We start from the raw sequence: 17,426 nt of genomic DNA, 5'->3' as shown, positions 1-17,426 counted from the left end.
TGTTTATTATGGTTAATTTAATTGATTAAAATAAATTTCATTTTCAATAATTATTGCATAATCTAATTCATACAGATTAGAGATTTCTTTTGCTAAGATTAATTCTCGCTCAATACTATCTAATCGACTTTGATTGTTTTCACTATTTTCGAACTCAGCAATCCATAATTTATTTGGATTAATTGGCTGCCATTTTAAAACTTCCAAATGTTTCAAAAATATTTCTTTTTGTTCTTTTGTGCATTCAACAAAATCCAATGCTATCTGCACAGATAAATTGCTCATTCAAAATAATTTTAGCAAAAATAAACGGTGTGAATGGTCTTTTTTTACGTGAAACCGTAATTTGAAAAAAAAATAATCCATTTCTGTAGAAATGGATTATTTATGCTATTTTATTTACCAGTGTAAATATCTTCTTCTAAAAAAGTGAGGTAATTTTCGTAACGTGAAATAGCTATTTCATCATTTTCAACGGCATCTCGAACAGCACATTTTGGTTCGTTAACATGAATACAATTATCAAACTTACAATTGTATTTCAACGTTAAAATTTCAGGAAAGTAACCTTGCAATTCAGATTTATCAATGTGTACTAAACCAAATTCTTTGATTCCAGGAGTATCGATAATGAAACCACCAAAAGGCCATTCGTACATTTGGGCAAAAGTTGTGGTATGCTGTCCTTTGCTATTAAAATCAGATACTTCGTGCGTTTTTAAATTTAAATCGGGATTTAATGTATTTAATAATGTAGATTTTCCAACTCCAGAATGTCCTGAAACTAAACTTACTTTATCTTTCATTAACGCTTTTACTTTATCTAAATTTAAACCTGTTTCGGCAGAAATATCAATGCTTTCGTAACCAATTGTATTGTATATTGATTTGTAAATTTCTAGTTCAGCGATTTCATCTGCTGTGTACGTATCCATTTTATTGAATAGAATGACAACAGGAATATGATAAGCTTCGGCAGTAATCAAGAATCGGTCAATAAAACCAAACGAAGTTTTGGGATTAGTAAGCGTTACAACCAAAAAAGCGACATCAATATTAGAAGCAATAATGTGTGTTTTTTTGGAAAGGTTGACCGATTTTCGAATGATGTAATTCTTACGGTCATATATTTTTGTAATAACCGCAATATCATCTTTATCAATTTCAAAATCAACCTCATCACCAACCGCAATTGGGTTAGTGTGTTTGATATTTGCTATTCTAAATTTTCCTCTAATTCTTGCCTGATAAGTTGTACCATCTTCCGTAAGAAGATGATACCAGCTACCAGTAGATTTTATGACAATTCCTTTCAATATTGTTTATATTTTTTCTTCTTTTTTAACCATAATCTGGTTCTGTTGTGCAACAGACTCTTGATGTATTGCTTGTAATAATTTATCAACAAAATCCTCCGATAAACCTAAAGAAACTCCAGCTTTTACCGAATTATCTTTAATTTGTTTCCAACGATCTGGTTGAAAAACAGCCACATTATGTTCTTTTTTCAATTCTCCAATAGAATTTGCAACTCTCATACGTTGTGCAATAGTATCTAAAATAGAGTTATCTAATTCATCAATTTGATGACGTAAGTTTTCAATTCCAGTTTTGTAAATTGCATCTGGATCATCAGATTGGCGAATTTCTAAATCTTTCAAGATTTCTAATAAACGAGCTGGCGTAATTTGTTGTGCAGCATCCGACCAAGCTTCATCAGGATTATTATGTGTTTCAATCATTAATCCGTTGTACTCGAAATTGAAGGCTTGTTGAGCAACATCAAATAAACCTGTTCTATTTCCACAAATATGAGATGGATCACATATAATTGGAACATTAGGTAATTTATTTTTGAAATCTAACGCTATTTGCCATTGTGGATTGTTACGGTATTTTGTCTTTTTATACGTAGAGAAACCACGGTGAATGGCACCTAAGTTTTTGATTCCTTGACCCTCTAAACGTTCTAAAGCTCCAATCCATAAATCTAAATCTGGATTAACAGGATTTTTCACCAAAACAGTTTTGTCTGTATCGCGTAAAGCTTCTGCTATTTCCTGAACTGTAAACGGGTTTACAGTAGAACGTGCACCAATCCACAATACATCAACATCATATTCTAATGCTAATTTTGCGTGATTTGCGTTGGCAATTTCAGTTGCGATTTTCATTCCGAATTCGTCTTTTACTTTTTTCAACCAGTTTAATCCGATTGCACCAACTCCTTCGAAACAATTTGGTTTAGTACGAGGCTTCCAAATTCCAGCACGAAAAACTTGTACATAATCTTTGTCCAAATCTTCGGCGATTGTCATCATTTGTTTTTCACTTTCTGCACTACAAGGTCCAGCGATGATCATTGGTTTATCGTATTCTTTTATCCAATTATTATTTTCCATAATGTTTACAAATTTAAGGTTTAATATTTACTTGTTTGAGTGTAAATTATTTATTCTTTTTTGTGATTCTTCGCCAAGCTCAGAAAGACAGCTATTATTTTATTTATTTAAGATTCGACGTATGTCGTTCGTATTTTTTAAATATTGATGAATATCAGTAGCTTCTTTTTCTTCAATCATTTTTCTGATTTTAGAAATTTGGGTTTGATAAGCATCAATCGCATTGAGTAAATTTTCTCGGTTCTGAATCAAAATAGGTGTCCACATATCAGGTGAACTTTTTGCTAAACGAACAGTAGATTCAAACCCAGAACCTGCCATGTCAAAAATTGCTTCTTCGTTTTTTTCTTCTTCTAAAACAGTTTGTCCCAAGGCAAACGATGTAATATGTGAAAGATGAGAAACATAAGCAATATGTGCATCATGCGCATCAGATGTCATCGTTTTGACATTCATCCAAAGCGATTGATAAATCTTTTTCACTTTTTTAACAGCTTCTTTTTCACTTTTTTCAACATCACATAAAATTGCGACTTTGTTTAAGAAAAGTTCTGGAAAAGCTGCTTTTGGTCCTGAATTTTCAGTTCCAGCAATTGGATGTGTAGCAACAAACTGTTTTCTTTTGGGATGATTCAAAACCTTTTTACAAATTCCAGCTTTTGTTGATCCCATATCCATCACAATTGTTTTATCATTAATTTGATCCAAAATCTCTGGTAATACTTTCTGAATCGAATTAATTGGAACTGCAATAACGACTAAATCTGATTGAGAAAGTGCTTCATTTAATGGTGCAATTTCATCGACAATACCTAATTCTAACGCTTCAATTTGATGCGTTACATTTTGATCTACTCCAATAATTTTTTCGGCAAAACCAACTTTTTTTAACGCTAAAGCAAACGAACCTCCGATTAATCCTAAACCGATTACTGAAATTGTTTTCATGCTTCGACTCTTTTCTTAACTTCAATCAACTTCTCTAATGGTGCACATAGTGAGAATCGAATAAAACCTTCACCATTGCTTCCGAAAATACTTCCTGGTGTTATAAACACTTTCTTGTCGTGAAGAATTTGGTCAATAAATTCTTTATCATCTTTTCCATCTGGAAGCTTTGCCCAAATAAACATTCCTGCAGCATCTGGGTTATAGTTTACATTTAGAATATCTGCAATTTCCCAAATCACTTTTCTTCGTTCTGCGTATACTTTTGTCAACTCATCGTACCAAGAATCATCGACTAAAAGTGCTTTTGTAGCGGCTTTTTGTATAGCAAAATTCATTCCCGAATCCATGTTAGATTTCACTTTTAATATAGCGTTAATAAAAGCTTCTTTTCCGATTACCATTCCTACACGCCACCCCGCAATATTAAAGGTTTTACTTAAGGAATTCAGTTCAATACAAACCTCTTTTGCGCCATCAATTGCTAATATACTTGTTGGTTCATCGTTCAGAATAAAACTATACGGATTATCATTGACGATTAAAATATTGTGACGAGTAGCAAATTCCACTATTTTTCTTAGAACATCTTTCGAAGCTTTAGCTCCTGTAGGCATATGTGGGTAATTTAACCACATGATTTTGGGTTTTTGTTCAGCTAATTTTTCTAATTGTTCAAAATCTGGCAGCCAATTATTTTCATCTTTCAAATCGTAGAACAAGGGTTCTGCTTGTACTAATTCAGTTACCGAAGAATACGTTGGGTAACCAGGATTTGGTATCAAAACTTTATCGCCTTCATTCAGAAAAGCCATCGAAATATGCATAATTCCTTCTTTTGAACCCATCAGCGGTAAAATTTCAGTTGTAGGATTAGCTGTTACATGAAACTTATTTTTGTAAAAATTAGCCATTGCCTCTCTCATTTCTGGAATACCTCGATAACTTTGATAACCATTAATTCCGCTTTGAGAATTTTTGATTAATGCTGCAATCACATCTGGATGAGGTTGTAAATCTGGACTTCCAATTCCTAATGAAATGATTGGTATGTCGGTTTTCATGTTCGCTATTTCTTGTAATTTTTTCGAGAAATAGTATTCCTGAACACTTTCTAATCGTTGGGCTTCTGCTATCATTTTTTTCCCAGTTTATATTCGCCTAATATTTCTAAATCCGTTAATTTTCGTGCAATTTTACCAAGTAACTCATAATATTTTTCTTTTTGATCGAACGTAATGTCGATGTGAAAAGAATATTCCCAAGGTTTTTCGATAATTGGAACAGATTGTATTTTATCCATATTAATTCCACATTCCGCAATTTGATTCAGTACATCTACCAAAGCACCAGCTTTGTGTGGAACTGAAAATCGCATCGAAACTTTGTTGAAATCTTCGTAATCATTGTGCTCGCGTTGCAATACAAAAAAACGAGTAAAATTATCTTGAAACGTTTGAATGCTCGAAGCTAAAATGTCTAATCCATAAACTTCTGCTGCCTTTCGAGAGGCTATCGCCGCAACATCATTTAAATCTTGTTCTACAATATCTTTGGCTGTTAATGCGGTATCAATATCATTTACAACGCGCCAAGTTGGATGTTTTTCAAGAAACTTATCACATTGTAATAAGGCCATTTGATGCGAACGAACTTCTTTTACGTCTTCTAAAATTTGTCCTTTTTTGACCATTAGTTGATGTTGAATGGATAAATAAATCTCGCCAACAACTTTTAAATTGTATTTTGTAAGCAATGCATAGTTTGGTAAAATTGCTCCGGCGATTGTGTTTTCAATTGCCATTACTGCTTTGTCAACCTTTCCTTTTGCAAGCGATTTTGCCAAGGTTTTGAATGTATCACATTCTACAATTTCGATGTCATTTCCTAAATAATTATTGGCAGCTTCATGATGATACGAACCAATATAACCTTGTATTGCAACTCTTGTTTTCATTTTTTTTCCACAAAAAAAGTCCCACAAAATGCGGGACTTTAAATTATCTTATGTTGATGTTACAATCAATTACGACAACGCAGTCCCTGCTCTCCTGGATAATATCCAAAAAAGTAAAAGAAAAATGCGTTAAAATAATTGAATGATGTCATTCTTGACTTTTTTATTTTTACAGTTACAAATCTAAAAGATAAAATTTTATATATCCAAATCTTTTTCACTAATTTTATCGAAATTTTTTCATCAAATGGGAATAATCATTAAAGATTTAGTAAAAAAATACGGCGAACAATTAGCTTTAGACAATGTTTCATTTTCTATAAACAATGGAGAAGTTGTTGGTTTATTAGGACCAAATGGAGCAGGAAAATCTACCTTGATGAAAAGTATTACCAATGCAATTAATACAGATGCTGGAGAAATTTCTGTGAATGACTTGAATGTTTCGACTCAACCAATAGAATCAAAGAAATTGATTGGGTTTTTACAAGAAAATAATCCGCTGTATATGGATATGTACGTGAAAGAATATTTAGAATTTGTCACAAACATAAGAAAAGTACCAAAATCAAAAATAGATGAAGTAATTGAAAAAGTAGGGTTATCTCCCGAAAAACACAAGAAAATTCATCAGTTATCAAAAGGTTATAAACAACGTGTCGGATTGGCTCAAGCGATTATTTCGAGTCCAGAAATATTAATTTTAGATGAGCCTACAAATGGTTTGGATCCAAATCAAATTATAGAAATAAGAGAAGTTATTCGTGAAATTGGAAAAGAAAAAACAGTGATTTTATCGACGCATATTATGCAAGAAGTAGAAGCGCTTTGTTCACGTGTAATTCTATTGAATAAAGGTAAAATTATCGCAGATCAATCTATTGAAGAATTTAAAGGACAATATAAAAACTTGGAAGAAGCTTTTCATGTTTTGACACAATAATAAAATCCGCTCATTGAGCGGATTTTATTTATGAATTATTTCTTTTTCAAGATAAAAACTTCTTTTATTTTTTCGGGATTAACTTTTTCGTTTTTAGATGTTGTTTCAAGTTTAGTGATTAATTGATTTACTTCTTCCTCTGAAGCTGGACCACCGATATTTTCACCATTCACACGAGAATCTTCTAAGACTTTTCCTGTCGAATCTAAAATTACCCAAAAAGGTAAACCTTGATCTTTTCCTCTTAATTTCTCATTAACAGCATCTCCACCGGGCGTTTCTAAATTTTTCTTTTCTGCTCGTTCTTGTACTGTCATAAAAGTCTTGACATAATTCGCATCAAAATAAGATTTTACAAGAGGATCGTCCATGTTTTTTTCCATCTTTTTACACCAACCACACCAAGAAGCATGAAAAATTAAAAAGACATTTTTATTTTCAACTTTTGCTTGATTTTGAGCTTTAGTTAATATTTCTGTTGCTGTTTGTGCATTTACAATACTACTTAAGGCGATTACAAAACCAATAATTAAAACGTTTAATTTCATTGTAATAAGTATTTAAGTAAATGTAAAAAAATAATTGTATTTTCAATTAAAATTAACACTTATGAAACATTATTTAGGATTTATTTTCTTGATTTTACTGACAAGTTGTGCTACGAATAACATAAAAACAATAGAAGGAAAATGGCAACAAGACTTTTTGGATTATAAATCGAAAGTGGTAGAAGTTCCATTGTCAAAAAGTAATGCAATCATGGATGTTTCTAAAATTAAATCAAAACTGAAAATTGAATTTGATTTTCAGGACGGTTATGAAAAAGATGTGACAGATTCTATTGTTTTTAATTTTCCTCAACTCAAATTCAGAAAGATCAATCTTGATAAAACATCTAATTATTATGATTTGAATTATGATACTACATGCGATTGCTTGTTGGGCGAAATGAAATCATATTCTGGTAATGTCTTAAATATAAAATTGAACAGAGTTTCTTCGGTTCAATAAATTTAATGGAAATCATTATCTTTGCACAAAATTATTAGAACATCGATCTAATAATCAATCATTAAAAAAAGAGACAACATATATGAAATGTGGAATTGTTGGATTGCCTAATGTTGGTAAATCTACTTTATTTAACTGTTTGTCGAATGCAAAAGCACAATCGGCGAATTATCCTTTCTGTACAATTGAACCTAATGTAGGAACGGTTTCTGTACCAGATACACGTCTAAATCAATTAGAAGAAATTGTAAACCCAGAACGCGTTGTACCTGCAGTTGTAGAAATAGTGGACATTGCTGGTTTGGTAAAAGGAGCAAGTAAAGGAGAAGGTTTAGGAAATCAATTTTTAGGAAATATTCGTGAGTGTAATGCTATTATTCACGTTTTACGTTGTTTCGAAAACGAAAACATTACGCACGTTGACGGATCTATCGATCCTATTCGTGATAAAGAAACAATTGATTTAGAATTGCAATTAAAGGATTTAGATACGGTTGTAAAACGAATCGATAAGTCTAAAAAAGCGGCTAAAGCTGGTAACAAAGAAGAACAAAAAATAGTAGAAGTTTTGACTGCTGTTATTGCTCATTTAGAAGAGTTAAAAAATGTTCGTGAAATGGAATTAGATGAAAAAGAACAAGAAATTATTGATTCTTTGCAATTAATTACAGCGAAACCAGTTTTGTACTTGTGTAATGTTGACGAATCTGCAGCAAAAGATGGAAACGAATTTGTTGCGAAAGTAAAAGAAGCGGTAAAAGACGAACATGCAGAAGTATTGGTTTTAGCAGCTCAAATTGAAGCGGATATCAACGAGTTAGAAACATACGACGAGCGTCAAATTTTCTTAGAAGAATTAGGATTAGAGGAGCCTGGTGTTAATCGTTTGATTCGCTCTGCTTATTCTTTACTAAACTTAGAAACTTATTTTACAGCTGGTGTAAAAGAAGTTCGTGCATGGACAATTAAAAAAGGATCTACAGGACCACAAGCTGCTGGAGTTATTCACACCGATTTTGAAAAAGGATTTATTCGTGCAGAAGTAATCAAATTTGAAGATTTCTTGACTTACGGTTCTGAAGCAAAATGTCGTGAAGCAGGAAAATTAAACGTAGAAGGTAAAGCATATATCGTACAAGACGGTGATATTATGCATTTCTTATTTAATGTTTAAGCATATATTGAAACGAAATATAGAAAGCTCAATCGAAAGATTGAGCTTTTTTTTGTACGATTAATTTAGTTAAATCTTAAAAAGAAGTAAATAATATTCAATAAAGTATTTGTTTTATGGTGAAAATGTAGATTTATGTGAAATTTTTCAGGATGTTTAATCAAATGAAGAGTGAATTTAATTATATTACCATCTAATTTATTAACACGAATAAGATATGATTAAAAATTTACTTTTATTAGGAGGTGTATTGTTTGCTTCTCAAATTAATGCTCAGACTACAATTTTCGAAGAAAATTTTGATACACCAGAAAAACAAGCTTTATGGACAATAGGTGATTTGGATGGAGATAAAGATACTTGGCAATTTGTAGAAGCAGCAGAAGCAGAAGCGCCTTCGTTTACGGGGTCTTTCGCTTGGTCTTTTTCTTGGTTTTTTCAAGTTTTTACGCCAGACAATACTTTAACAAGTCCTATATTCACAATTCCTGAAGGTAATAAAACCGAATTGACATTTAAAGTTTCAGCTGCAGATAACGAAGAAGGTTATTTTGAAGAACATTATGCTGTTTATGTAATTCCTGCAAATACAACTTTTGTAGGTACTGAGACGCCTGTTTATGAAGAAACCTTAGACGGTGGTTATTTCGATGTTGCCAAAACAGTAAATGTGGATATTTCTGATTATGCTGGTCAAGATGTGCAATTGGTTTTTAGACATTACGATTGTTCTGATATTTTATATATAGGATTGGATGATGTTAAAGTTGTACAAGAAAAATTAGCTGTTTCAGATGTTAATCAATCTACAATTACAGTATTCCAAGATAATGGATTCGTAAAAATAGCAGGAATAAAAGAGGTGAAAAGAGTTAAAATATTTGATGTTACAGGAAAACAAATGTTAGAAGTTCAGAAGTCAGAAGCTAATATTTCAACCTTGCCAAAAGGAGTTTACATTGTTAATTTCTATACGGAAGATAGCGTTATTTCGAGAAAAATTATAAAAAAATAAAAGTAAACGAGTTGTGTAATTGCAACTCGTTTTTTTTTGTTTAAGAAAACAAAATCATTATCATGAAATCTTTGTCTTAAATTTATCGCTTGATGTTCATTTGTCAATTGATTCAACAAAAAATAAGAGAAGAAGCATGAGGCAACTTTGATTTAATCATTTTCCAAAATAGGTTGATTTCACTCAAAATCAAATCAATGAACCTTCAAAATATTAAGATTTTTTTTCTTATTTTTGTAAAACTCGTTTTAACACTCAACAACTCAAATGTCAGAAATAGATCAACAAGTAAATTATACGGAAGACAATATCAAAACTCTTGATTGGCGCGAACATATTCGTATGCGACCTGGTATGTATATTGGGAAGCTGGGAGATGGTTCGTCTCAAGATGATGGGATTTATATATTGTTGAAAGAGATTGTAGATAACTGTATCGACGAATTTGTGATGGGAGCAGGGAAAACTATCGAGATTAATCTGCGCGAAGATGAAGTAACAATTCGTGATTATGGTCGTGGAATTCCTCTTGGAAAAATGGTTGATGCTGTTTCTAAGATGAATACAGGAGGTAAATACGATTCACAGGCCTTCAAGAAATCGGTTGGTTTAAATGGTGTTGGTACAAAAGCGGTAAATGCTTTGTCGACATCATTTCGTGTTCAATCTATTCGTGATGGAAAAACGCGTGTAGCAGAATTTGAGAAAGGAATTCTGAAATCTCAAGAAGATGAGAAAGAAACCTCTTTAAGAAAAGGTACCAAAATTACGTTTGTTCCAGATAAATCAATTTTCCTGAATTTTAAATTCAGAAAGGAATATGTAGATAAAATGTTGAGAAACTATGTCTATTTAAATCCTGGATTGAAAATTATTTTTAATGGAGAAGAATTCTTTTCGAAAGATGGATTGAAAGATTTATTGAAAGATAATATTGAAGAAGAAACAATCTACGAGATTATTCATCTGAAAGGAGATGATATAGAATTAGCGATGACGCATAGCTCAAAATCTTATTCAGAAACCTATTATTCTTTCGTAAATGGACAAAACACAACGCAAGGAGGAACACATTTAACAGCTTTTAAAGAAGCAATTGTAAAAACAGTACGCGAATTTTACAATAAAAATTATGATCCTGCGGATATCAGAAAATCGATTATTGGAGCAATTTCGATTAAAGTCATTGAACCTGTTTTTGAATCTCAAACGAAAACAAAACTTGGTTCGAATGAAATTGGACCAGGAATGACAACAGTTCGTACGTTTGTAAATGATTTTATCAAAACAAATCTTGATAACTTTTTACACAAAAATACAGAAGTTGCACAAGCACTTGAACGTAAGATAAAACAATCGGAAACCGAACGAAAAGAACTTTCCGGAATTCGAAAATTAGCACGTGATCGAGCTAAAAAAGTAAGTTTGCATAACAAAAAATTGCGCGATTGTCGTCAACATTATAACGATCCAAAAGCTGAATTGCGTTTAGATACAACGATTTTTATTACCGAAGGAGATTCTGCCAGCGGATCAATCACGAAAAGTAGAAGTGTAGAAACGCAAGCTGTATTTAGTTTGAGAGGAAAACCGTTAAATTCGTATGGTTTAACAAAGAAAATTGTGTACGAAAATGAAGAATTTAATTTGTTACAAGCTGCATTAAACATAGAAGAAGGATTAGAAGATCTACGCTACAATAATGTTGTAATTGCAACTGATGCCGATGTCGATGGAATGCATATTCGTTTGTTGATTATTACGTTTTTCTTACAGTTTTTTCCAGAATTGATCAAAGAAGGGCATTTATATATTTTACAAACACCTCTTTTTCGAGTAAGAAATAAAAAAGAAACACGTTATTGTTATTCTGAAGCCGAACGAATAAAAGCGTTGGAAGAAGTGAAAAATCCTGAAATCACACGATTCAAAGGATTAGGTGAAATATCGCCAGATGAGTTTAAACATTTTATTGGAAAAGATATTCGTTTAGAACCTGTAATGATTGGAAAAGATCAAACGATTGATAGTCTTTTAGAATTTTACATGGGAAAAAACACACCAACAAGACAAGAGTTTATTATTAACAATTTAGCAATAGAAGCTATAAAAAATTAAAATTATATAAATCAAATTCTTTCTATCTACCTAATAACCTATTATAATATTTATGAAAAAAAATAATATAAATGTGATACAGCTTTTCAGAATGCTTAACATCACAATCGTTATTTTAATCATTCTAAACATCATTATGTATACGGGTATTTTACCGCACAAGTATCACATAATACCACCTTATATTGTATCTGTTTTTATCGCATTACTGATTTATGTGAGTTGTAAAAGTGGAAATCAATTTTTTGCAATTGACACAAAAGGGGAAACGATAACATTTGAAACAAAGAATGTAGGATTTTTATCCTTCTTAAATTCAAAACCAAACAAAATCGATTTACCAAAATATAAATTAATCAAGTACGATTTTCAGAAAGGACTATTTTCTAAAACACTTGTTTTTTATATCAATAGTAAAAAGAATCCTACCAATTTAACAAAAGTGAAATTTCGTTTAGCATTCATATCTAATCGAAATCTTAATATTATTTTGACAGAATTAGATAAAATTGTTTCGTCTAATTCTATAGTTAAAAAAAAAGTAGAAGTAGCTATTTAACATGATGCAAGACAATCAAGAGAGCATCAAGAAAGTTTCTGGTATGTACCAAGAATGGTTTCTTGACTATGCTTCTTATGTAATTTTAGAACGAGCAATTCCCTCTATTTATGATGGATTGAAACCAGTTCAACGTAGAATTTTACATTCAATGCGTGAGTTGGAAGACGGACGATACAACAAAGTTGCGAACATTGTAGGAAATACAATGAAATATCATCCACACGGTGATATGGCGATTAGTGATGCAATGGTGCAAATTGGTCAAAAAGAATTGTTGATTGACATGCAAGGAAACTGGGGAAATACCTACACTGGCGACCGTGCAGCTGCATCTCGTTATATAGAAGCACGATTAACTAAATTTGCATTAGAAGTTGTCTATAATCCAAAAACAACAAAATGGCAACCATCGTATGATGGTCGAAATAAAGAACCAATCGATTTACCAATCAAGTTTCCTTTACTTTTAGCACAGGGAGTAGAAGGAATTGCAGTAGGTCTATCAACAAAGATTTTACCTCATAATTTTAATGAATTAATTGATGCGTCAATTTTACATCTAAAAGGAAAGAAATTTCAAATTTTTCCAGATTTCTTAACTTCAGGATTGATTGATGTTTCTGATTATAATGACGGATTAAGAGGAGGTAAAGTTCGGATTCGTGCAAAAATTTTACAAGAAGATAAAACAACGCTCAAAATCACAGAAATTCCTTTTGGAACAACAACAGGATCTATGATCGACTCGGTGTTGAAAGCCAATGACAAAGGGAAAATCAAGATTAAAAAAATCGAAGATAATACCGCAGCAGAAGTTGAAATTTTAATTCATCTCGTTCCAGGAAGTAGCCTCGATAAAACAATTGATGCACTTTATGCATTCACTGATTGCGAAATTTCTATTTCGCCAAATGCGTGTGTCATCAATGAACAAACTCCCGAATTTTTGACCGTTTCTGAAATTCTGATTCATAACACCAACAATACTGTTGACTTATTGAAAAAGGAATTGGAAATTGAGTTAGATGAGTTACAAGAACAATGGCATTTCTCTTCTTTGGAACGAATTTTTATCGAGAATAGAATCTACCACGATATCGAAGAAGAAGAAACATGGGAAGGAGTAATTGCTGCGATTGATAAAGGGTTAAAACCACATATTGCGCACTTAGTTCGCCCTGTTACAGAAGAAGATATTGTCCGATTAACTGAAATCCGAATCAAACGTATTTCGAAATTTGATTTAGATAAAGCCCAACAATTTATTGAATCGTTAGAAGATAAAATCGAAAATGTAAAGCGTCATTTAGCTAATTTAATTGATTATGCGATTGATTATTTCAAAAATCTAAAAACAAAATACGGAAAAGGTAAAGAACGTAAAACAGAAATTAGAACATTTGATACGATTGATGCAACAAAAGTTGCAGTAGCAAATACACGATTTTACGTGGATAGAACAGAAGGTTTTATCGGAACTTCATTGAAAAAAGATGAATTTTTATTCGAATGTTCTGACATTGATGACATTGTTGTTTTCAAAAATGATGGCTCCATGATTGTAACTAAGGTTGATACAAAGACATTTGTTGGAAAAGGAATTATTCATATCGGAATTTGGCATAAAAATGATAAACGTACCATTTATAATTTGATTTATCGCGATGGTAAAAATGGCCCTGCTTATCAAAAACGTTTTGCTGTAACCGGAATTACACGCGACAAAGAATATGATTTAACAGCAGGAAATAAAGGTTCAGAAGTGTTATATTTTTCAGCAAATCCAAATGGAGAAGCAGAAGTCGTTTCAATTATTCTGAAAACGCATCAACGCATCAAAAAATTGAAATTTGATATAGATTTTGCTGATTTAGCCATTAAAGGTCGTGCTTCAAAAGGTAATTTGGTTACTAAATACCCTATCAAAAAAATAGAATTAAAAGAGGAGGGAGTTTCAACTTTAGCCCCTCGTGAAATTTGGTTTGACACGGGTACAAAACGTTTAAACGCCGATGGAATTGGCATTTTATTGGGTTCTTTTAAAGGAGATGATAAAATTTTAACGATTAATAAAAAAGGTGAAGCGAAATTGGTTTCATTTGATTTGAGTAATCGTTTTGACGAGGATTTAGAAATTATCGAAAAATGGAAACCTGCAAAACCAATTTCTTGTGTGTATTTCGATGCAGAGAAAGAACGTTATTTCGTGAAACGCTTTGTATTAGAGGATACGTTTTCTCCTCAAATTTTCTATACATTAGAAGATGGAAAATCGTCAATTAAAGTTATTTCGACAGATTATTTACCTGTAATTGAACTGATTTTTCCTAAAGTGAAAGGTGTAGAAAAAGAACCAGAAGTGATTAATTTAGAAGAATTTATAACGGTTAAAGGTATAAAAGCACAAGGAAATCAGTTAACAACGTTTAAGTTGAAACAAATAAATATTTTGGAGCCACTTCCATTCGACGAACCAGAAGAAGAGGAAGAATCAGAGTCAGAAGAAGAGCAGCAGCCGACATTGTTTGATGCAATAGAGGAGAATACAAATGAAGAAGAAAATATAAAAGAATAATGGGGGATATCTCACTCGTTGCATTAGCCGTAATTGGCGTAAATGTATTGGTAAGTTGGAAAGGATTTAATGATCATGCTTTCTTTGATAAATATAAATTTCAGGTAGGATCTATCCTGCATCACAAAGAATATTATAGAATTTTAAGTTCTGGGTTTTTACATGTTGATTTTACACATTTGTTGTTTAATATGTTAACCTTGTATTTTTTTGCAAACCCTGTGATTGCATTTTTTGCAAGTCCAGAAGGATTTTTGTTTGGAGATTTCTCGAATGCAAAATTAAATATAGGCTACGGCATGTTTCTTTTGGTCTTTTTAGCAGCTGTTATAGGGGGAAACCTTTTGTCGGTATTGATTCATAAAAAAGAAAACTTTTATTCAGCTGTAGGAGCTTCGGGAGGAGTAACAGGAATTTTATTTGCTGCGATTGCAGCTTTTCCTGAAATGGAATTACGATTATTTTTTGCACTTCCTATTCCTGCTTGGATTTTTGCCATTCTATATTTAGGATATTCTGTTTACGGGATGAAAACTAATTTAGGTAACATTGGACATTCCGCACATTTAGGAGGCGCAATTGTAGGGATGCTTACTGCTATTCTATTTTATCCAACTATATTACAAATTAATACCTATTATATTTTAGGAATGATGCTTCCGCTAATCGTTTTATTTATAATGATATTGAAAGAACATCGGAAATAAAAAAATGATTATAAAAATAAAAAGCTTCAAAATTTAATTTGAAGCTTTTTTTATGATAATGAAATAGATTATATCTAATTATAATACTCTTTTTACATATAAGAATTTTGGACCCCAGTATCTGTCATTTAAAGAAGAAACAATAACTCCTTTTGATGTTGAAGAATGAATAAATTCTAAAACTCCATCTTTATTACGTCCATGTACAATACCAACGTGCGATACTCTACCACGACCTCTTGTAGCAAAGAAAACCAAGTCTCCTTCTTTAGCTTCTGATGTACTAACTGTAAAACCTTCTTTTGCTTGATCAGCTGACACACGAGGTAAATTTTTATTAAAAGTTTCGAATACATTTCTAACAAAAGCAGAACAATCAATACCATTTCTTGTTGTGCCTCCGTATCGGTATGGAGTACCAATATAAGTTTCAGCTTCTTTTAATAAAAATCCAGAAAACAATTCGTTTGTTTCTTCTAAAACACTGTTTAACACGACCATAGATTTTGCGTCATCGTTAATTTCTATTGGTGTTACATCCAGATTGGCATGTTTGTTGATTATTTTAGCTTGAGTTTCAATCGCTCTTGGCTTCGGAATGAAACTTCTCGAAGAATATTCTGTAGCTTCGTTAACTGGGGTTAAAGATGAACAAGATGTTATAAACATCGTGCAAACCACCGCAGCTACACCTAATATCGATGCTTTCATATATTGAGTATTCGTTTGTATAAATTTTAATAGCATCGCTAAAGTAATTGTTAAAATTATAACTCATTATATACAAGCAACATTTTGACAAAATATTAACTTCCTTAACATTTTTTTAACATAAATTTTAATAAAAAAACTTTTAATTAAATTTGGAACTTTAAAAATTAGTTCTAAATTTGCACTCGCTTTTCACAAGAAGTTGTAAAGCCGTCATGCGGCCCATTCGTCTAGTGGTTAGGACATCAGGTTTTCATCCTGGAAACAGGAGTTCGATTCTCCTATGGGCTACATTAAAAGTGTTTTAGAAAATTATTAAATTAATTTGGCGAGATAGAATATTTGTTTATATCTTTGCCGAACTAAAATAGAAAGAGATTTAAGTTATGGCAAATCATAAGTCAGCATTAAAAAGAATTAGACAATCAGCGGTAAGACGCGATCGTAATAAATATTATCATAAATCAGCTCGTACAGCTATTAAAGCGTTAAGAACTGAATCTGATAAAAATGAAGCAGAAACTGTTTTTCCAAAAGTTTCTTCAATGATTGATAAGTTAGCAAAAAGAAACATTATTCATAAGAATAAAGCTTCAAACTTAAAATCAAAGTTAGCGAAACATATTGCGGGATTAGCTTAATAAAATAAAAGTGGTCCCTTCGTCTATCGGTTAGGACACTAGATTTTCATTCTAGAAAGAGGGGTTCGATTCCCCTAGGGACTACAAATTAATAGATGGATTGCATTATTGCAATCTTTTTTTTCCTTGTTCATAGTTGTTGATTTTTATTAAACAACCAGTAGAATACTGTGTAAAGGAAATTGTTTTTTGTGTTTTGTTTGTAAAGGTTAATCATATTGTTTAGATGATTAATCGGGAATGAAAATGTCGCTGTATAATTCAACTTGGTTCAAATTATTAGAATTATACATCGACTTTTCTACAACTCCCAACACAAAATGAAGTTCATTCAAAAAAAAAAGAATATTCGAATTATTTAATTCATATTAAGTGGTCCCTTCGTCTATCGGTTAGGACACTAGATTTTCATTCTAGAAAGAGGGGTTCGATTCCCCTAGGGACTACAAATTTGACTTAAATAAAAAAAATAAAAAATATTTCGAAAATTGTTTGGTATTAAAAAATAAACGTTTATTTTTGCACCACAATAATACGAAAGGAGGTCCCTTCGTCTATCGGTTAGGACACTAGATTTTCATTCTAGAAAGAGGGGTTCGATTCCCCTAGGGACTACAAAAAAGCATTCAAAACTGAATGCTTTTTTATTTTGAAATAGTTTA

Annotated in this window: 17 protein-coding genes and 4 tRNA genes; 13 read left to right on the top strand and 8 right to left on the bottom strand. The window is 31.7% G+C overall.

Annotated elements, in window-relative coordinates:
- Positions 1-12: 12 nt before the first annotated feature.
- The 6 genes from NZD85_RS08475 to NZD85_RS08450 all read right to left on the bottom strand — a co-directional run bounded on the left by NZD85_RS08475 (position 13) and on the right by NZD85_RS08450 (position 5,307).
- Positions 13-285 carry a hypothetical protein gene (locus tag NZD85_RS08475; RefSeq protein WP_260541425.1) on the bottom strand — a complete coding sequence of 91 codons (273 nt, stop codon included), beginning with the start codon at positions 283-285 and terminating at the stop codon, positions 13-15.
- Between the two features lie 110 nt (positions 286-395).
- On the bottom strand, positions 396-1,316 hold the full coding sequence (rsgA, locus tag NZD85_RS08470; protein ID WP_260541424.1) for a ribosome small subunit-dependent GTPase A: 921 nt from the start codon (positions 1,314-1,316) through the stop codon (positions 396-398).
- A gap of 6 nt (positions 1,317-1,322) precedes the next feature.
- Entirely contained in the window at positions 1,323-2,402 is a 1,080-nt protein-coding gene (locus NZD85_RS08465) for a bifunctional 3-deoxy-7-phosphoheptulonate synthase/chorismate mutase type II (RefSeq protein ID WP_225542410.1), read from the bottom strand.
- Between the two features lie 99 nt (positions 2,403-2,501).
- Entirely contained in the window at positions 2,502-3,350 is an 849-nt protein-coding gene (locus NZD85_RS08460; protein ID WP_171622732.1) for a prephenate dehydrogenase, read from the bottom strand.
- Positions 3,347-4,489 carry a pyridoxal phosphate-dependent aminotransferase gene (locus NZD85_RS08455; protein ID WP_260541423.1) on the bottom strand — a complete coding sequence of 381 codons (1,143 nt, stop codon included), beginning with the start codon at positions 4,487-4,489 and terminating at the stop codon, positions 3,347-3,349. Before NZD85_RS08455 ends, NZD85_RS08460 begins: the two co-directional genes overlap by 4 nt.
- Positions 4,486-5,307 carry a prephenate dehydratase gene (locus NZD85_RS08450; RefSeq protein ID WP_225542407.1) on the bottom strand — a complete coding sequence of 274 codons (822 nt, stop codon included), beginning with the start codon at positions 5,305-5,307 and terminating at the stop codon, positions 4,486-4,488. The genes NZD85_RS08455 and NZD85_RS08450 overlap by 4 nt, the downstream gene beginning before the upstream one ends.
- A gap of 247 nt (positions 5,308-5,554) precedes the next feature.
- On the opposite strand from NZD85_RS08450, the gene NZD85_RS08445 reads away from it, so the two are divergent.
- Positions 5,555-6,250, top strand: a complete 696-nt coding sequence (locus tag NZD85_RS08445) for an ABC transporter ATP-binding protein (protein WP_171622729.1) — start codon at positions 5,555-5,557, stop codon at positions 6,248-6,250.
- A 35-nt stretch (positions 6,251-6,285) separates the two neighbouring features.
- On the opposite strand, the gene NZD85_RS08440 is transcribed toward NZD85_RS08445, so the two are convergent.
- Entirely contained in the window at positions 6,286-6,798 is a 513-nt protein-coding gene (locus NZD85_RS08440; RefSeq protein WP_260541422.1) for a thioredoxin family protein, read from the bottom strand.
- Positions 6,799-6,859: 61 nt separating this feature from the next.
- On the opposite strand from NZD85_RS08440, the gene NZD85_RS08435 reads away from it, so the two are divergent.
- The 7 genes from NZD85_RS08435 (at position 6,860) to NZD85_RS08405 (ending at position 15,412) form a co-directional block, all read left to right on the top strand.
- Complete coding sequence (locus NZD85_RS08435; RefSeq protein WP_260541421.1) at positions 6,860-7,261, top strand: hypothetical protein; 402 nt, start codon at positions 6,860-6,862, stop codon at positions 7,259-7,261.
- Positions 7,262-7,343: 82 nt separating this feature from the next.
- Positions 7,344-8,435 (top strand): redox-regulated ATPase YchF, encoded by a 1,092-nt coding sequence (gene ychF / locus NZD85_RS08430; RefSeq protein WP_171622726.1) that lies wholly within the window; start codon positions 7,344-7,346, stop codon positions 8,433-8,435.
- Between the two features lie 217 nt (positions 8,436-8,652).
- Complete coding sequence (locus NZD85_RS08425; protein ID WP_171622725.1) at positions 8,653-9,450, top strand: T9SS-dependent choice-of-anchor J family protein; 798 nt, start codon at positions 8,653-8,655, stop codon at positions 9,448-9,450.
- Positions 9,451-9,717: 267 nt separating this feature from the next.
- Positions 9,718-11,568, top strand: a complete 1,851-nt coding sequence (locus NZD85_RS08420) for a DNA topoisomerase IV subunit B (RefSeq protein ID WP_260541416.1) — start codon at positions 9,718-9,720, stop codon at positions 11,566-11,568.
- 52 nt (positions 11,569-11,620) lie between these two features.
- Positions 11,621-12,127 carry a hypothetical protein gene (locus tag NZD85_RS08415; RefSeq protein ID WP_260541415.1) on the top strand — a complete coding sequence of 169 codons (507 nt, stop codon included), beginning with the start codon at positions 11,621-11,623 and terminating at the stop codon, positions 12,125-12,127.
- 4 nt (positions 12,128-12,131) lie between these two features.
- A complete protein-coding gene (locus NZD85_RS08410) occupies positions 12,132-14,705 on the top strand; it encodes a DNA gyrase/topoisomerase IV subunit A (protein WP_260541414.1) in 2,574 nt (857 codons plus the stop codon).
- Positions 14,705-15,412: a rhomboid family intramembrane serine protease gene (locus NZD85_RS08405; protein WP_171622721.1), complete on the top strand. Its 708-nt coding sequence runs from the start codon at positions 14,705-14,707 to the stop codon at positions 15,410-15,412. The genes NZD85_RS08410 and NZD85_RS08405 overlap by 1 nt, the downstream gene beginning before the upstream one ends.
- A 78-nt stretch (positions 15,413-15,490) precedes the next feature.
- On the opposite strand, the gene NZD85_RS08400 is transcribed toward NZD85_RS08405, so the two are convergent.
- Entirely contained in the window at positions 15,491-16,123 is a 633-nt protein-coding gene (locus NZD85_RS08400; protein WP_260541412.1) for a C40 family peptidase, read from the bottom strand.
- A 219-nt stretch (positions 16,124-16,342) separates the two neighbouring features.
- Between NZD85_RS08400 and NZD85_RS08395 the strand changes: the two genes are divergently transcribed.
- The 5 genes from NZD85_RS08395 to NZD85_RS08375 all read left to right on the top strand — a co-directional run bounded on the left by NZD85_RS08395 (position 16,343) and on the right by NZD85_RS08375 (position 17,379).
- A tRNA-Glu gene (locus NZD85_RS08395) sits at positions 16,343-16,414 on the top strand.
- A gap of 95 nt (positions 16,415-16,509) precedes the next feature.
- The gene (gene rpsT, locus NZD85_RS08390) at positions 16,510-16,764 is read left to right on the top strand and encodes a 30S ribosomal protein S20 (protein WP_171622719.1); all 255 of its coding nucleotides are present in this window, start codon (positions 16,510-16,512) and stop codon (positions 16,762-16,764) included.
- Positions 16,765-16,776: 12 nt separating this feature from the next.
- Positions 16,777-16,848 (top strand) — tRNA-Glu (locus NZD85_RS08385).
- Positions 16,849-17,138: 290 nt separating this feature from the next.
- A tRNA-Glu gene (locus NZD85_RS08380) sits at positions 17,139-17,210 on the top strand.
- Between the two features lie 97 nt (positions 17,211-17,307).
- Positions 17,308-17,379 (top strand) — tRNA-Glu (locus tag NZD85_RS08375).
- Positions 17,380-17,426: the final 47 nt, after the last annotated feature.

Source organism: Empedobacter stercoris (genome assembly GCF_025244765.1).
Taxonomy (GTDB): Bacteria; Bacteroidota; Bacteroidia; order Flavobacteriales; family Weeksellaceae; genus Empedobacter; species Empedobacter stercoris.
The sequence above is the reverse complement of the archived record's forward strand: the minus strand, read 5'-3'. Positions and strand labels throughout refer to the sequence as shown.

Coding starts and splice junctions, on each gene's coding strand:
- NZD85_RS08475 (WP_260541425.1), bottom strand. CDS start 285: ATGAGCAATTTATCTGTGCAGATAGCATTGGATTTTGTTGAATGCACA.
- NZD85_RS08465 (WP_225542410.1), bottom strand. CDS start 2,402: ATGGAAAATAATAATTGGATAAAAGAATACGATAAACCAATGATCATC.
- NZD85_RS08460 (WP_171622732.1), bottom strand. CDS start 3,350: ATGAAAACAATTTCAGTAATCGGTTTAGGATTAATCGGAGGTTCGTTT.
- NZD85_RS08455 (WP_260541423.1), bottom strand. CDS start 4,489: ATGATAGCAGAAGCCCAACGATTAGAAAGTGTTCAGGAATACTATTTC.
- NZD85_RS08450 (WP_225542407.1), bottom strand. CDS start 5,307: ATGAAAACAAGAGTTGCAATACAAGGTTATATTGGTTCGTATCATCAT.
- NZD85_RS08445 (WP_171622729.1), top strand. CDS start 5,555: ATGGGAATAATCATTAAAGATTTAGTAAAAAAATACGGCGAACAATTA.
- NZD85_RS08440 (WP_260541422.1), bottom strand. CDS start 6,798: ATGAAATTAAACGTTTTAATTATTGGTTTTGTAATCGCCTTAAGTAGT.
- NZD85_RS08435 (WP_260541421.1), top strand. CDS start 6,860: ATGAAACATTATTTAGGATTTATTTTCTTGATTTTACTGACAAGTTGT.
- ychF (WP_171622726.1), top strand. CDS start 7,344: ATGAAATGTGGAATTGTTGGATTGCCTAATGTTGGTAAATCTACTTTA.
- NZD85_RS08425 (WP_171622725.1), top strand. CDS start 8,653: ATGATTAAAAATTTACTTTTATTAGGAGGTGTATTGTTTGCTTCTCAA.
- NZD85_RS08420 (WP_260541416.1), top strand. CDS start 9,718: ATGTCAGAAATAGATCAACAAGTAAATTATACGGAAGACAATATCAAA.
- NZD85_RS08415 (WP_260541415.1), top strand. CDS start 11,621: ATGAAAAAAAATAATATAAATGTGATACAGCTTTTCAGAATGCTTAAC.
- NZD85_RS08410 (WP_260541414.1), top strand. CDS start 12,132: ATGCAAGACAATCAAGAGAGCATCAAGAAAGTTTCTGGTATGTACCAA.
- NZD85_RS08405 (WP_171622721.1), top strand. CDS start 14,705: ATGGGGGATATCTCACTCGTTGCATTAGCCGTAATTGGCGTAAATGTA.
- NZD85_RS08400 (WP_260541412.1), bottom strand. CDS start 16,123: ATGAAAGCATCGATATTAGGTGTAGCTGCGGTGGTTTGCACGATGTTT.
- rpsT (WP_171622719.1), top strand. CDS start 16,510: ATGGCAAATCATAAGTCAGCATTAAAAAGAATTAGACAATCAGCGGTA.